General features: G+C 58.6%; 11 protein-coding genes and 1 pseudogene. 2 read left to right on the top strand and 10 right to left on the bottom strand.

Translation table 11 applies throughout. The features are described 5' to 3' along the window. The first annotated feature begins 29 nt into the window (after positions 1–29). Positions 30–3,008, top strand: a complete 2,979-nt coding sequence (gene polA, locus AVI_RS01225; RefSeq protein WP_012654723.1) for a DNA polymerase I — start codon at positions 30–32, stop codon at positions 3,006–3,008. A 125-nt stretch (positions 3,009–3,133) separates the two neighbouring features. On the opposite strand, the gene AVI_RS01220 is transcribed toward polA, so the two are convergent. The 5 genes from AVI_RS01220 to AVI_RS01200 all read right to left on the bottom strand — a co-directional run bounded on the left by AVI_RS01220 (position 3,134) and on the right by AVI_RS01200 (position 8,683). Beyond that, on the bottom strand, positions 3,134–3,994 hold the full coding sequence (locus AVI_RS01220) for a C40 family peptidase (RefSeq protein WP_012654722.1): 861 nt from the start codon (positions 3,992–3,994) through the stop codon (positions 3,134–3,136). 2 nt (positions 3,995–3,996) lie between these two features. Beyond that, the gene (locus AVI_RS01215) at positions 3,997–4,347 is read right to left on the bottom strand and encodes a MarR family winged helix-turn-helix transcriptional regulator (RefSeq protein WP_012654721.1); all 351 of its coding nucleotides are present in this window, start codon (positions 4,345–4,347) and stop codon (positions 3,997–3,999) included. Between the two features lie 90 nt (positions 4,348–4,437). Next, a complete protein-coding gene (locus AVI_RS01210; protein WP_041696103.1) occupies positions 4,438–5,811 on the bottom strand; it encodes a YceI family protein in 1,374 nt (457 codons plus the stop codon). A 187-nt stretch (positions 5,812–5,998) separates the two neighbouring features. Then, entirely contained in the window at positions 5,999–6,646 is a 648-nt protein-coding gene (locus AVI_RS01205; protein WP_049777117.1) for a YceI family protein, read from the bottom strand. A 648-nt stretch (positions 6,647–7,294) separates the two neighbouring features. Continuing rightward, a complete protein-coding gene (locus AVI_RS01200; protein WP_012654718.1) occupies positions 7,295–8,683 on the bottom strand; it encodes a leucyl aminopeptidase in 1,389 nt (462 codons plus the stop codon). 274 nt (positions 8,684–8,957) lie between these two features. On the opposite strand from AVI_RS01200, the pseudogene AVI_RS01190 reads away from it, so the two are divergent. Continuing rightward, positions 8,958–9,779: pseudogene (locus AVI_RS01190) on the top strand (tetratricopeptide repeat protein); the annotation flags it as partial. Positions 9,780–9,862: 83 nt separating this feature from the next. Here AVI_RS01190 and AVI_RS01185 read toward each other — a convergent pair. The 5 genes from AVI_RS01185 to phnE all read right to left on the bottom strand — a co-directional run bounded on the left by AVI_RS01185 (position 9,863) and on the right by phnE (position 14,772). Further along, positions 9,863–10,492 (bottom strand): LysE family translocator, encoded by a 630-nt coding sequence (locus AVI_RS01185; protein WP_012654716.1) that lies wholly within the window; start codon positions 10,490–10,492, stop codon positions 9,863–9,865. 204 nt (positions 10,493–10,696) lie between these two features. Then, complete coding sequence (phnN, locus tag AVI_RS01180; RefSeq protein ID WP_049777116.1) at positions 10,697–11,308, bottom strand: phosphonate metabolism protein/1,5-bisphosphokinase (PRPP-forming) PhnN; 612 nt, start codon at positions 11,306–11,308, stop codon at positions 10,697–10,699. Continuing rightward, positions 11,308–12,459 (bottom strand): alpha-D-ribose 1-methylphosphonate 5-triphosphate diphosphatase, encoded by a 1,152-nt coding sequence (locus AVI_RS01175; RefSeq protein WP_012654714.1) that lies wholly within the window; start codon positions 12,457–12,459, stop codon positions 11,308–11,310. Before AVI_RS01175 ends, phnN begins: the two co-directional genes overlap by 1 nt. Continuing rightward, positions 12,459–13,160, bottom strand: a complete 702-nt coding sequence (locus AVI_RS01170) for a DUF1045 domain-containing protein (protein WP_012654713.1) — start codon at positions 13,158–13,160, stop codon at positions 12,459–12,461. Before AVI_RS01170 ends, AVI_RS01175 begins: the two co-directional genes overlap by 1 nt. Positions 13,161–13,272: 112 nt before the next feature. Further along, positions 13,273–14,772 (bottom strand): phosphonate ABC transporter, permease protein PhnE, encoded by a 1,500-nt coding sequence (gene phnE / locus AVI_RS01165; RefSeq protein WP_012654712.1) that lies wholly within the window; start codon positions 14,770–14,772, stop codon positions 13,273–13,275. Between the last annotated feature and the right edge of the window lie 6 nt (positions 14,773–14,778).

Raw genomic sequence — 14,778 nt, 5'->3', positions numbered from 1 at the left:
TTTTGAGCCGCCGCGCTATCCCTTGGCGCATGAAAAAAGGCGATCATCTCTTTCTTGTCGACGGCTCCGGCTTCATCTTCCGGGCCTTCCATGCGCTTCCGGCGCTGACCCGCAAATCGGACGGGCTGCCGGTCGGCGCGGTCTCGGGCTTTTGCAATATGATGTGGAAGCTGCTGACCGAAGCACGCGACACGTCAGTCGGCGTCACACCCACCCACCTTGCTGTGATTTTCGACTATTCGTCAAAAACCTTCCGCAAGGATCTCTATCCCGAATACAAGGCCAATCGCTCCGCCCCGCCGGAAGATCTCGTGCCACAATTCGGACTGATCCGCCAGGCGACGCGGGCCTTCAACCTGCCCTGCATCGAAACCGAAGGCTTCGAGGCCGATGACATTATCGCCACCTATGCGCGGGCCGCCGAAGCCATCGGAGCGGATGTCACAATCGTCTCTTCCGACAAGGACCTGATGCAGTTGGTGACTGCCAATGTCCATATGTATGACAGCATGAAGGACAAGCAGATCGGCATTCCCGATGTCATCGAGAAATGGGGTGTGCCGCCGGAAAAGATGATCGACCTGCAATCGCTGACCGGCGACAGCACCGATAATATTCCCGGCATTCCCGGCATCGGCCCGAAGACGGCGGCGCAATTGCTGGAGGAATATGGCGATCTGGACACGCTGATGGCTCGGGCCTCCGAAATCAAGCAGAACAAGCGGCGCGAAAACATTCTGGCAGGTGCCGAACTGGTCAAGCTGTCGCGGCAATTGGTAACGCTGCGCACCGACGTGCCGCTGGACATGCCGCTGGATGCGCTGATGCTGGAAAAGCAGGATGGACCAAAGCTGGTCGCCTTCCTGAAGGCCATGGAATTCACCTCGCTGACACGGCGCGTCGCCGACAATTGCGATTGTGATGCTGGCGCCATCGAGCCCGCCACGATCTCGGTGGAATGGGGTGCCTCGGCCCGTGGCCCGGATCTCGATGCCGGTGCCGCAGCTCAAACGCCCGCCTCCGGCCAAGAAGCCGGACCCACGGCACAATCCGCCAAGGCCGAGGGCGCGACGCCTGCCGATCTTGCCGCGGCCCGGCAATCGGCCTTTGGTGGCCAGCCCATCGACCGATCCGCCTACGTGACCATTCGCGATCTTCCCACCCTGGAAGGCTGGATTGCCGCGGCGCGGGAGGCCGGTTTTGTCGCCTTCGATACGGAAACCACCTCGCTTGACCCGATGCAGGCTGATCTGGTCGGTGTGTCGCTGGCCCTTCAGGATAATGCGGCCTCGCCGGGCGCAGCAACCATTCGCGCCGCCTATGTGCCGCTTGGCCACAAGACCGGGCGAGATGACCTGTTCAGCGACGGCCTGAAACTGGCGGAAAACCAGATCCCGATGGATGCGGCGCTTACCGCCTTGAAGGGCCTACTGGAAGATGCTTCGGTTCTAAAAGTGGCGCAGAACCTGAAATACGATTACCTTGTCATGAAGCGGCACGGCATTGTTATCAGGGGCTTCGACGATACGATGCTGCTGTCCTATGTGCTGGAAGCTGGCGTCGGCGCGCATGGCATGGACAGCCTGTCGGAGCGGTGGCTCGGACATACGCCCATCCCCTATAAGGAGGTCGCTGGCTCCGGCAAATCGCTTGTCACCTTCGATCTCGTCGATATCGACAAGGCCACCGCCTACGCCGCAGAAGATGCGGACGTCACGCTGCGTCTCTGGCTGGTGCTGAAACCACGGCTTGCCGCCGTCGGTCTGGCCCGCGTCTATGAGCGGCTGGAACGGCCCCTGGTGCCGGTTCTGGCTGATATGGAAGAGCGCGGCATTACCATCGACCGACAGATCCTCTCGCGGCTGTCTGGCGAGTTGGCACAGAAGGCCGCCGCCTTTGAGGATGAAATTTACGAATTGGCTGGCGAGCGCTTCAATGTCGGCTCGCCCAAACAGCTGGGCGATATCCTGTTTGGCAGAATGAACCTGCCCGGCGGCTCAAAAACCAAGACCGGCCAATGGTCGACGTCCGCGCAGGTGCTGGAAGATCTGGCCGCCCAGGGTGAGCCCCTGCCCCGCAAGATCGTCGATTGGCGCCAGCTGACCAAGCTGAAATCCACCTATACCGACGCCCTGCCCGGCTATGTCCACCCGCAGACCAAGCGGGTCCACACATCCTATTCGATGGCGGCCACCACCACCGGTCGCCTGTCGTCATCCGAGCCGAACCTGCAAAATATTCCGGTGCGCACGGCAGAAGGCCGCAAGATCCGCACCGCCTTCATTTCCACCCCAGGCCATAAGCTACTGTCTGCCGACTATAGCCAGATCGAGCTCAGGGTACTGGCGCATGTGGCGGATATTCCGCAATTGCGTCAGGCCTTTGCCGATGGGGTCGATATTCATGCGATGACGGCCTCTGAAATGTTCGGCGTGCCTGTGGATGGCATGCCGTCTGAAGTCCGCCGCCGCGCCAAGGCGATCAATTTCGGAATCATCTACGGTATTTCCGCCTTCGGTCTTGCCAACCAGCTCAGCATTGAGCGGGCGGAAGCGGGCGAATACATCAAGAAATATTTCGAGCGCTTCCCCGGCATCAAGGACTATATGGAAAGCACCAAGGCTTTCGTGCGTGAGCATGGCTATGTGGAAACCATTTTCGGACGGCGCGCCCATTACCCGGAGATCAAATCCTCAAACCCGTCAATGCGGGCCTTCAACGAGCGGGCAGCCATCAACGCGCCGATCCAGGGTTCCGCCGCCGATGTCATCCGCCGCGCCATGGTGCAGGTGGAACCGGCGCTGGCCAAGGCCGGGCTTGGCGAGAAAACCCGGATGTTGCTCCAGGTGCATGACGAACTGATCTTCGAAGTCGAGGATGAGGCCATCGAGGCTGCCTTGCCGGTGATCGTCTCCACCATGGAAAATGCCGCCATGCCCGCCATCGCCATGCGCGTCCCACTCAAAGTCGATGCCCGCGCCGCCGATAATTGGGACGAAGCGCATTGACAGGCTTCTCCTGATTGGATTGGCTAGAGCATTTCCGCGTTTCATAGAAACGCATAAATACTCTAACTCTTTGTTTTAACGCATTTCCAGACGCAAAACCGCTACACACTTTTGCTGGAAATGCTCTAGGCGATCCGTTCCGGTCGGCGATAGCCGGTCGGCTGCTCATAGAGCCAGCCGATCCGGGCGATGGCGGCATCCACGTCTTCGCGGGCAACGCTCATCGTGTGGCCATTGGCATGCAGCAGGGTGCGCTCATCTTCCATGATGCCAGCATGGCCTTTCCAGAAGATCAGGTCACCCCGGCGCAACTCGCTCCGGTCAATCGGGCTGCCGAGGCCTGCCGCCTGCATGTCGCTGTCGCGCGGAGCGCTCAGCCCGCACATCTGCATGGAGAGCTGGACGAGGCCGGAGCAATCAATGCCAAGCCCGCTGCGTCCGCCCCAGAGATAGGGTGTTTCCAGAAAACGGGCGGCGATGGCCACATAATCCTCGCCCGCTGGCGTGCCGAGGGAGCGGCAATGATCGGCAATCACCGCATGACCGTCACTTAGCAGAAAGTAGCGGGTGCCACGGGTCTCGGCCTCGCTGGTGACCGTTACCCGGCTCCCCATCGAGATGGTCCGCGCATTGGGATAGCGCAGATCCGGGCCGGTATAGAGGAAACTGCGTGGCACTGTTATCCAATGCGTGGGCGGCGCTTCGATGGCGGCAATCGCCGTTTCCGGCAGATAACCGACATAGCCATCCAGATCGGCCTTTACCCAGGCCCAGCCATCGGCCCGATCAAACACCGTAACCTCTTCGCCCAGCAGCACCTCCGTATCGATTCCGCAGGCAAAATCCGGGCGCGGGCGCAAGGCGATAACCGGCACGGCAATGCGCGCCGGGGTTCCGCTGACATAACGCTCGGCCTCCACCTGGCCACGCAGGGCCGAATCGGCCAGATCAGGTCGATAGGCGTTCAGCCGGCGATCCAGTTGCATGTTCACGTCCTCATGCCACGCGCCTGCTCAATGATCAGGTCGCCGAATTTTTCCAGATAAAGCGCGCCTGCCACAGTGCGCTTGATGATGACATTGCGCTTGTCCATATCATCGCGCACCCGATCAACAAACCCCATGCCGCCCATGGTATCGAGTGCGCGGGTAATGACCGGCTTGGTAACCTTGAGGGTGGCGGCAAGCCCCCGCACGGTATGCGGCGGCGGAACCAGATAGATATGCAGCAGGATGGAGAGCTGGCGAAGCGTCAGGTCGCGGCCATCCTCCTGCACCTGTCGCAAAGTCACGTGATGCCAAAGCCCTAGCGCTGCCGTTGCGGTCAGTTCCAGGCTCATCGTCTGCTCCGCTCTCGTTTCGCACCCGTTATATATCACATGACAAAGCCCGGCACTGCAAGAGGCCGGACCTGTGATGGATGGATACGATCAGGAGCCGGTCTTCGTCGCATTCACCACAATGTTCACATTGATGGATTTCGACACCCATTCCGCCGATGGGTCGGAAAACATCCCAAGATTGAGCGCGGCGCGATCCAGTTCCAATGCGCCTTCCACCTGCGCCTTGTTGCCTTCCATTTTCAAGCTGAAGGGCAGGACAACCGGCAGAGGCTTGTTCTTGATGCTCAGGGTGCCCCGCGCCTCGTAGCGATCGCCTCCCAAGGCGCGAAATTCCGTGGTTTCGAACTTGGCCTCTGGAAACCGGGTGGAATTGAGCCATTCGCCATTCTTCAACGAGCCTTCCTGGGTCGCATCGCCGGTTTTGGCAGAGGCCGTTTTCACCAGGATCACCGCTTTCGAACCAGCAAGATTGGCAGGATCAAAACGAATATCGCCACTCCACTCTTCAAACCGGCCATTGAAGGCATTGCCAGCATGGGTGCCACCAAAGCCGATGCTGGACGATGCCATATCGATTGCCCAGACAGGGGCGGTTGCCGCCTGGACTGGCGCGGCTTGGGCAGACGTGGTTTGTGCAGGATTGGCCTGGCTGACATTTGCGGATGACTGAGGCGCCACCGCAGGCGGTTCAGCTTGCGCCTCCACCGCCGATGGCTGCTCGGCAAGCGGCGGCGGCATATGCATGACCCAACCGATAGCAGCAGCCATAACCACAAGCGCCAAGCCGAAACCATGCGACAGGCCACTGGTCTTCCCTTTGCCAGACGCGCTGTGCGCGACTTTACCGGTCCGCAGGAAAGGCACCATCTGCACTAAGACACCATCCCGCTCGATAAAGTGATGCTTCAAGGCCGCTGCGACATGCAGAACGATCAGCGCCGCACCGCCGTAAGCCATATAGCTATGGGCACCCATCGCGCCGAAGGCGAGGCTGCGATTTCCCTCAAGACCCGGAAGGTGCGGGATTAGAAACAGGCCAAACCAGGAGGTGGCCACATCCAGCGGGCGATCTGTAGCAATCGCCCAGCCGGAAGACACGTAGATCCAACCAGTCAATGGCAGGATCAACATCATGCCGTAGAAAGCGATATGCGTGGCATTGGCCAGAAACCGTTCCCAGAGCTTCATGCCGGATGGCAAGACGGGCGGCTTATGGGTTGCCCGCCAGACGATGCGCAGCACGGTCAAAGCCAGAATGGCAAAGCCGATGGATTTGTGGATCTGAAACAGTTGATAGGCCAGTTGCTGGGTCTCAGGCTTTTTCAAGGCCCGCACCATCCACCACCCCATCGGGATCATCGACAGGATCATCAGCGCGATCGCCCAATGCAGCGCGATGGCAACGCCGGTATAGCGTACCGCAGCCCGCGGTACTGTCTGGTGCTGAAACGCCGTGTTCATGGCTCTTTAAACCTATATTTATCAATGATAAAATTCGGAAAACTCTGCGAGCCGAATGCCCGCTGCGGCGCAGGCTCTGGGCCGATTAAGGGTGCTGATATCGCGTCCAAACCCAATCGGCCCAAAGGCATTTTACGCAGAGGCCTGTGCCTCATGCGCTGCTTTCAGCATCACGTCAAATCCACCATCACTTGGATGGAGACGCTGCCGGGTCCTGGATGAACTCACCGTCAAAGCGGATCGTCACATCCTTGCCGACATAACCGACAGGTTGGCCAAACGCCGTTCTGTCAAACGTCCCTTCCGCGGCAAATCCAATGGCCGGAACACCTGCAAATGGATGGCTGTCAATGGACCCGTTCAGCGTTGCATTCAGCGTCACCGGCTTGGTGACACCCAGGAATGTCAAATTGCCGAGGATTTCGGCCGTCTTGTCACCGGTCTTCTTCACGCTGGTCGATGTGAAGGTGATCTTCGGGAAAGCGTCACTGTTGAGTTTTTTTGGATCCTTGCTGATTTCCTCAGGCCAGGTCGCATAAGGCGATTTGGCGTGGGTGGCCTTATAATCGGCGGGATAGGGCACATCCACCGATGTCGGATCAATCGTCACCTCGATCTTGGAGGCTTCGATTTTCGCTGGGTCGAGAGAAAGCGTGGCTTCCAGCTTGCCAAAGCGAGCGGTGTAGTTGGAAATCGTATTGTGCTTGACCGTCCATGTCAGGTTCGCATGGGTCGGATCCAGCTTGTAGACCCCGGCGGGTGGGGCCGTCTGGGCATCCTGCGCCGAAGCCGTTGACACGCCGCCAATGGTCAGGCCGCCAAAGCCCGTTGCCATTCCTATAAATGCTGAATTTATAACGATTTTTCTCACATTAAAATTCATTAAATCAATCTCCTTTTTTCCGTTCCATGCGCCCGAAACGTGTGGAGCGGAGATGCCAATGTAAAATAAAAAAAATTTGAATTTTCTAACTCTTGAAATTTAACACGCAAAAATTGAAATGCCGAATAATTATTTTAATTCATATAAAAATCGCTTCAACCCCTGTCTCGTTTGCGCTTTGGTGCGACATCAGCTGCCTCCAGAAATCCTGCAATTCATTGTAAATAAATAATTTTTCTATTACTAGACTGCGTTTCCCTGATGACAGCTCGGCGTCAACAGGAAGGAGATCTTACAGCTGGCCTTAAGAAATATCCGGCTCTTGGAGCTCAAAACACGACCATCATAGTCAAAATAAAAAATGAACGATAGTCTCCATGTCGTCAACAAATATTGAACAGTCTGTCAAACGTCACGGTAGTACCAAGGCCTGGTAGCCCCAATCGGCATCAGCTCCTGCAAATGAGAAATGATGGGGACAGCGGCTTTAAGGAACGACCATTGAAGAGAGACTGCCGGATTTCAGATCTCGGCACACCTTTATCCTCGAGAGATTTTCAAACCTCTCGAGGATAAAGACAGCATCGTCAACGCCTTCGCTTATTTGAGCGCGGCGATATAGCGGTAGAGGGCGCGAATTGCCTGCGCCTCACCACCAACGGGGCTATGGGGCCGCTCTTGCGACGCCCAGCCGAAAATGTCGAAATGCGCCCAGCTTGTCGTTCGGGTGACAAAGCGCTTCAGGAACAGGGCAGCGGTGATTGCCCCCGCCATGCCGCCCGCAGGTGCGTTGGTGAGGTCGGCAATCTGCGAGCGGACCATTTTTTCGTAACCGGGGAAAAGCGGCAGGCGCCAGATCGGGTCGTCAGTTTCAAGGCTTGAATCTGTCAGCTCATAGGCAAGCGCATCGTCATTGGAGAAGAAGGCCGGCACATCCGGACCGAGCGCCACACGGGCAGCCCCCGTCAGCGTCGCCATATCGATCAGCAGATCCGGTTCCTCTTCATCGGCATAGGTCAGGGCATCGGCCAGGATCAACCGTCCCTCGGCATCGGTATTGTCGATCTGAACGGTCAGGCCCTGACGGCTTGTATAAATGTCACCAGGCCGGAACGCATTGCCGGCTATGGAATTTTCCACGGCAGGCACGATGACGCGCAGGTCCACTTTCAGCTTGGCATCCATGATCATCAGGGCAAGGCCCAGCACATTGGCAGCCCCGCCCATGTCCTTTTTCATCAGCAACATGGATGAAGACGGCTTGATATCCAACCCGCCGGTATCAAAACAAACTCCCTTGCCGACCAGGGTGATCTTCTTGTGGCCCTTCTTGCCCCAACGCATTTCCAGAAGCCTCGGCGCCTGGGCGCTGGCCCGGCCTACGGTGTGAACCAGAGGAAAATTCCGGTGCAGCAGTTCATCGCCGATCACCACGCTGACCTCTGCCTTATAATGGTCAGCCAGCGCCCGGAAGGTTTTTTCCAGATCTGCCGGTCCCATGTCATTGGTGGGCGTGTTGATCAGGTCGCGAGCCAGGAAAACGCCGGCCAGCTGACGGGCAATGTCGCTGGCATCCGCATCCTGAGGCATCAGCAGTTTGGGATGATCCGAGCGGTCGGCCTTATAGCGCTCGAAACGATAGCTGCCCAGACCGTAGCCCAGAACCAACCGGTTGGCCGTCAATGGTGCGGTCTCGATATGCCAGTCGCCAGCCGGCAATGCCCGCGCCAGCTTGCCCGCCAGAAACGGATTTTCTCCTGGCGCGCTGCCCAGACCAAACAGCGCTCCGCCCAATTGTCCATCGCTGGTGGGGATCAGCAGCAGCGAACCAACATCCGCCTTGTAGCCTGCCTTCTTCGCCCAATCGAGCGCAAGAGGATCAATCGCACCGGTTTCGATATGGGCGGGCGTCACCGCGAAAATCGGCAGGGACTTGCCGCCCTTGGTCAGAAACGGGGTGGGTCTTTCAATATATTGATAGGGTGCCATGATTGCCCTTTTGCTGCTCCATCACTTCGCGGTCAGCTTTACCGCAAAATTCCTTAGAATCGGTTCCTTCGTGAAGGTTTTATCTTTCAAGAGGACCGGGCTCGAATTTTCTCGAAAATATATGGCTGACGAAAATGTCAAACGCCGGGCGTTCTCGCAGACCAAAGGCATTTTAACATTCCATTAGGGTTAACAGATTATTGCTTTTCCATGGTTGCAGGGCTGATGACGGTGATTCGTCTGCCTGTGAATTCAGGGCTATGGGGATAGAGTGATGGCTGTTTGGCGTTCATCCATTCAGATTTGCGCGGCACTGCCCGCTCTTTCAGTGTTGGCACTGGCGCTGGCGCTAACGGGCTGCGCCACCACCTCCAATACCGACAAAATGTCGACCAGCTCGATCCCGAGCATGACCAAGCCCGTTGATCAGATGACGCCCGGCGAAATTGCCATGGCAACGGACAGCATGGGCCGGGCCTACGAGAAAAATCGCAAGAACGCGCAGGTCGGAGTGGCCTATGCCAATCTGTTGCAGATGGGCGGCCGCGCGCCGCAGGCTTTGTCTGTCATGCAGCAGGTGGTGATTGCCAATCCAAATGACCGCCAGGTTCTCGCCGCCTACGGCAAGGCGCAGGCCGCTGCCGGCCAGCTGGAACAGGCCTTGACGACGATTGGCCGTGCCCAGACCCCGGATCGGCCCGATTGGCGGCTTTATTCGGCCCAGGGCGCGGTTCTCGACCAGCTTGGACGCACCCAGGAGGCGCGTGCCGCCTATCAGCAGGCTTTGCAGATCCAGCCCAACGAGCCTTCGATCCTGTCGAATATGGGCATGTCCTATCTGCTCGGCGGCGACCTGAAAACCGCTGAAACCTACCTGCGCAGCGCATCCCAGCAACCCGGCGCCGATAGCCGGGTTCGCCAGAACCTGGCCCTTGTCGTCGGCCTTCAAGGCCGCTTCGACGAGGCCGACAGGATTGCCAGAGCCGAACTTTCACCCGACCAGGCTGAGGCGAATGTGGCCTATCTGCGCACCATGTTGAACCAGCAGAACACCTGGAAACAATTGGCGTCCAAGGATACAGCTCAGAATCCGGCCAGGAAACCTGCCCAGACCCCTGCTAAGGATCAGACGCCCGTCAAGGATACGAGCCTGGCGGCAACCCCTCTTCGGTAAAGGTGTCAGGGCCGCGCGCCCTCGAACACAAGGCGAAGTCCAAGTCCACCCAGAACCAAAGCGGCCAGACGATCCAGCGGTTTCTTGGCTGAGAGATAGACGCGCCGGGGTATCGGCGCGGAAAAGACCAGCGCCACCAGTGAATACCAGCCCGCTTCCACCAGAAAGACCACGCCTGGCAGCATGATGAAGAGCAGGCTATCGGGCCGGGGTGGCAGCAGAGCCGCGAAAATACTGGCATAGACAATCGCGGTTTTTGGATTGCTGACCTGTGTTAAAAAGGCGCTGAGATAAATCCTGCTGAAAGATTTTGGCGCAACACCGGTCTGGTCCATATTGACCGGTTGGGCCGCACCCCGCCAGAGTTTCCATGCGATATAAGCGAGGTAGAGGCCACCCGCGACCTGCAAAACCCTATGAAGCCAGGCAAACTGGGTTATCAGGGCAGCCAATCCGGCAAGGGCCAGAACGGCGAAGATCAACCCGCCGGTCCCCATGCCGAGCGCCGTTACCAAACCGGCGGCTCTGGAGCGGGTCATGGATGTGTGGCTGACCAAAAGAAAACTTGGACCGGGACTGGCCGCGCCAATCAACAAGGCGAAGGCTATGGCAAATAAAGGGGCAAACATCGTCATGCGGCATCTCCAAAGTGAAAGGAAATTGCCCAGGCGCACGGCGCGGATGATCCGCTGATCGCTCATCTCCAGAAAGATAAGCACCGCGCTTCCCGATGGTGATCCACCTTCAAGAGCACAAGACAGTTGCCGCAATCCTTTGCATTGGCATACTGCCGGCTATACTCTTATCGCCAGTAACGCGGATAAGTTGTTTAACACATTTTATAGCGCGGCTTCAATCGTCTCGATGAAATGCCTGCCCGCCTCGTCCAGTGCGCCGGAATTGTCGATGGTCACGACAGGGTAGTCGCCGCGAATGTCAGGCGGGCTGCGTTGAAGCCGTTGCAGAATGTCCTCGCGGCTTTCCCGGCCCCTCGCTTCCAGCCGGTCGGCCAGAACCTCGGGACGGGCGGTGACATTCACCACCAGCATTTGCGGAAAGACCTGTGCAAACCGGGGAAGTACCGAGCGTGAGCCGTTGGCGATCACCACATTGCCACTCGATAGCCAGCGATGCACATTTTCAGGAATGCCGTAGCTTAGACCATGCGCATCCCAATCGACCGCAAAACCGCCAGCGGCCTTGAGATCGTCGAACTCGGAAGGACTGGCCGGGCGATGATCCTCTCCGCCTGCATCGGCGGCCCGGGTAATGACCCGCTGGACGAAATGCACAGGGCAGCGCTCAGCGTCAGTCTGTTCGGTAAAATGCCGCTTGGCATAGGCAATCAGACTATCCTTGCCCGCTCCGCTTGGGCCGACAACGACGATCATCCGGCCCTTATCCCCAGACGTGTCGCCCGGATCATCAGGCATGATGGAATGCGGCACCATTATGCCACCCTTCTACCCTGGCGCCAGACGGAGCGCACCACCGGCACGCCACCGTGATTTTCGCTGTAGCGCACCCGCACCAGATCGGCGCGCAGGCCAGGGGCAATCCGGCCCCGGTCTTCCAGCCCGACGGTGCGGGCAGGCGTCGATGTCACCATGGCCAATGCCTGCGGCAGGCTGATCGCCTCATAGCGATGGGCGAGCACGAAAGGCGCGTGCAGCAGGCTGAGCGGGATATAATCGGAAGACAGCACGTCGAGCACACCGCGCTCGGCCAGATCCGTGGCGGCAATATTGCCGGAATGGGAGCCGCCGCGCACCACGTTCGGCGCGCCCATCAGCACGCTCATCCCCGCCTGATGCGAGGCATCGGCGGCCTCAAGACTGGTCGGAAACTCGGCCAGACGCACGCCATGGCCCTTGGCCTCTTCCACATGAGCAAGCGTTGCATCGTCATGGCTGGCAACGGTAATGCCGCGCACGGCGCAGAGGCGGGCCAGCGTATCACGATGCTGGGAAGAATAGGCCGCTGATGCCTCTAAACGCTTTTCAACGAAACGAGCGAAGGCTTCCTCGCTCAAGCCCTTCTTGGTCTTATAATAGAGCGTATACTGGTCCATGGTCTGGAACTGCCGCTGGCCCGGGGAGTGGTCCATCAGCGACACCAGCCGCACATGCGGGTCCTGCTCGAAATCGGCGAAATGGTCGAGAACATTGTCGGATGCGACTTCACAGCGCAGATGCAGCAGGTGCTCGGCGCGGAGACGGTCATCCTTTTCGGCGGCCTGGATGGCGTCGGCCATATCGCGCATTTCACCCTTCTCAAACCCGCCATCCTCGTCCGACCCCATCCGCAGGCAATCGAACACGGTGGTAATGCCTGAGGTGACGACCTGGGCATCATGGGCCTGAATGGCTGCGGTCTTGTTCCAGCGCACACCGGGGCGTGGCGAATAATGCGATTCCAGATGATCGGTATGCAGCTCGACCAGCCCGGGGATCAGATAATCGCCGCCGAAATCCTCGCCGATGCGGCTGTTGCCTTCTGAAATTTCAGCAATCAGGCCATCACGAATGACCACAGCCCCCTTCAGAAGCAGCCCACTTTCCAGCACCACAGTCGCATTGGACAGCACGGTTTCATTCGACATCACAGACTTCCTTCAGACCCGGCAAGGGGCAACCAGCGGTGAACGGTAAAGGGCGCATTGCGGCTCGGCTCGACAAACAGGCCAAGCCCGCCAATCGGCAGCGCCCGGTTGGTAAAATCAGCAAACCGGCTCTCCAGCACAGCGCGCATCGCATCGCTGCGGTCGGCATCAACAGGTCCGGTCAAGGTCATGTGAAACCGGAATTCCTCCATGACATAGGGATAGCCCCAGGTGTCCAGCAGGGCACGCTTGCGCTCGGACAGCTTTTCAGGCTTGCGCCTGATAATATCGGCCTCGCTCAAGGGCGCGCGAAACGGCTCGAAAGCCTCAACGACCGAAGCGGCAAAATCCTGCAAGGGTTGATGGACAGCGTCGGGAACCACGGCAAAGAACGGCCCGAGCTGATTGACCACGACCTTCGGGATCTCAAAGGCAGGTGTCGCCTTGCAAAACCGCGAAAACATCTCCAGCAGTGCTGCTTCGCTCTCACCTTCCTTTAGCGAAAACGGTGCTTTCAGCGTGGCATGAAAGCCGTAGCGACGGGGATCGGCGGTCAAGGCGGTGATCTCATCGTCTGAAAACCCTTCCACCGGCTGCCGGTCAAGATCCGCGCCGGTGAAAGCATCGCGGCCAAGCCAAAGTGCAGCGGCAAGAGACAAGGGATCGTCTTTGGGCGGTGTAAAATAAAGGGCGTAACGCACAGCAATCCTATCGCGGGAATCAGCTTGGAAGAGCCTGTATCTGACCCGTCTCAAGCGATGGAAGCAAGCTTTGTCTGACAGGCGGCGACACCGAAACTGCACCAGACGAGGTTCATTTTTGCCCGCCGATCAGTTTTGAGCGCAGCAGGTTGGACACGGCATCGAAGATAAACACCACCAGCAAGATCAACAGCACCATATAACAGACATTTTCCCAATTCTGGTTGGTGCGCATCGCTTCCCAAAGCTTCAGGCCAATACCACCTGCCCCGACCGCGCCGATAATGGTGGCTGAGCGGGTGTTGGATTCCCAGAAATACAAAGCCTGCGATGCAAAGACCGGCAAAACCTGTGGCAACACGCCGAAGCGCTGTACGGCAAGCGGCGAAGCACCAACCGACTTCACCCCTTCGCGCTGCTTGTCGTCAATATTCTCCAGCGCTTCGGAATAGAGCTTACCGAGCGTACCTGTGTCAGTGAAGAAAATCGCCGAGATCCCGGCCAACGGCCCCGGCCCGAAGGCACGGGTGAAAAACAGCGCCCAGATCAGCATATCCACCGAGCGCAGGAAATCGAAGAACCGCTTGGTCAACTGGTTGACCGGACGGTTGCGGGTAATGTTGCGCGCCGCGATGAAGGACAACGGAAAAGCGATCAGCGATGCAAACACCGTGCCGACAAAGGCCATAACGAGCGTTTGCGCCAGCTTGGTCCAGACATCCAGATGCTGCCAGGACGGATTGTAGAGAATGTCGTTCCAGGCCAGCGACAGATTGGACTGTTGTGGATCGAGCCTTGGACCGGTGGCGATCAGGCTGACCACTTCAGTTGCGGACCTGCCGAAAAACGCGGAATTGGTATCGAACAGGAAATTGGCCCAGCCGAAAAACCGGTTGCGCACCCTGACCCGGTCGGCGCTGATATCAGCCCAACCCTGCAGGCCGAAATAGGCCATGACCCTGCCGCCACGTTCGCGTTGCTCGACCCAGGCTGGCAGCGTGCCATCGGCAATCACGGTGCCCGCCTTGCGGTCAAGCATCAGGGTAACGCGCTCAGCGCCCCGGTTCAGCACCACGCTTTCTGGGCTAACCAGCAGCGATGCGCTGGAGCCGAGATTGACATCGGCCTCTCTTATCACCTGTTCCTGGCGCGTGACGGGTGCCGCTTGCGCCGCGACCGGTGCCTGTTGCGGGGCTGCTGCCATGAAATTGAAGCTCGAGGCTTTTGGCGCTGACGTCACTGGCGCGGGCGCATCGGCTACGCCACTCGTGCGCGTCATCATTTCTTGCTTCGTCACCAGCCAATCCGGGTTGGGGTTGGGACCAATCGGGTCGAAGCGCGAATAGGCGATGGAAATCGCCCCATCGGGGGCAATATTGATTTCCGGCCGGATCTCATAGGAAACCCAATCGGCCAGATAATTGCCGGCAATGCCCCAGCTGGCGGTGGAGACCACTTTTCCAACCGCAAAGAACCACCAGGAAAAGGTGAAATACAGCGCAAGCAGGACAATGGTCAGCGGCACGCGGTAGCGCTGCCACAGGCTGCGGCGGAAGATGTCTGGATGACGGGCGGCGATCAGGTCCATTTGGGTGGCGTCGAGATGTGTCATGGCCGG

Origin of the sequence: Allorhizobium ampelinum S4, from assembly GCF_000016285.1 — a bacterium.
In the GTDB taxonomy this organism is placed as follows: domain Bacteria; phylum Pseudomonadota; class Alphaproteobacteria; order Rhizobiales; family Rhizobiaceae; genus Allorhizobium; species Allorhizobium ampelinum.
Note: the sequence above shows the minus strand (reverse complement) of the source record. Positions and strands in the feature narration are given on the sequence as shown.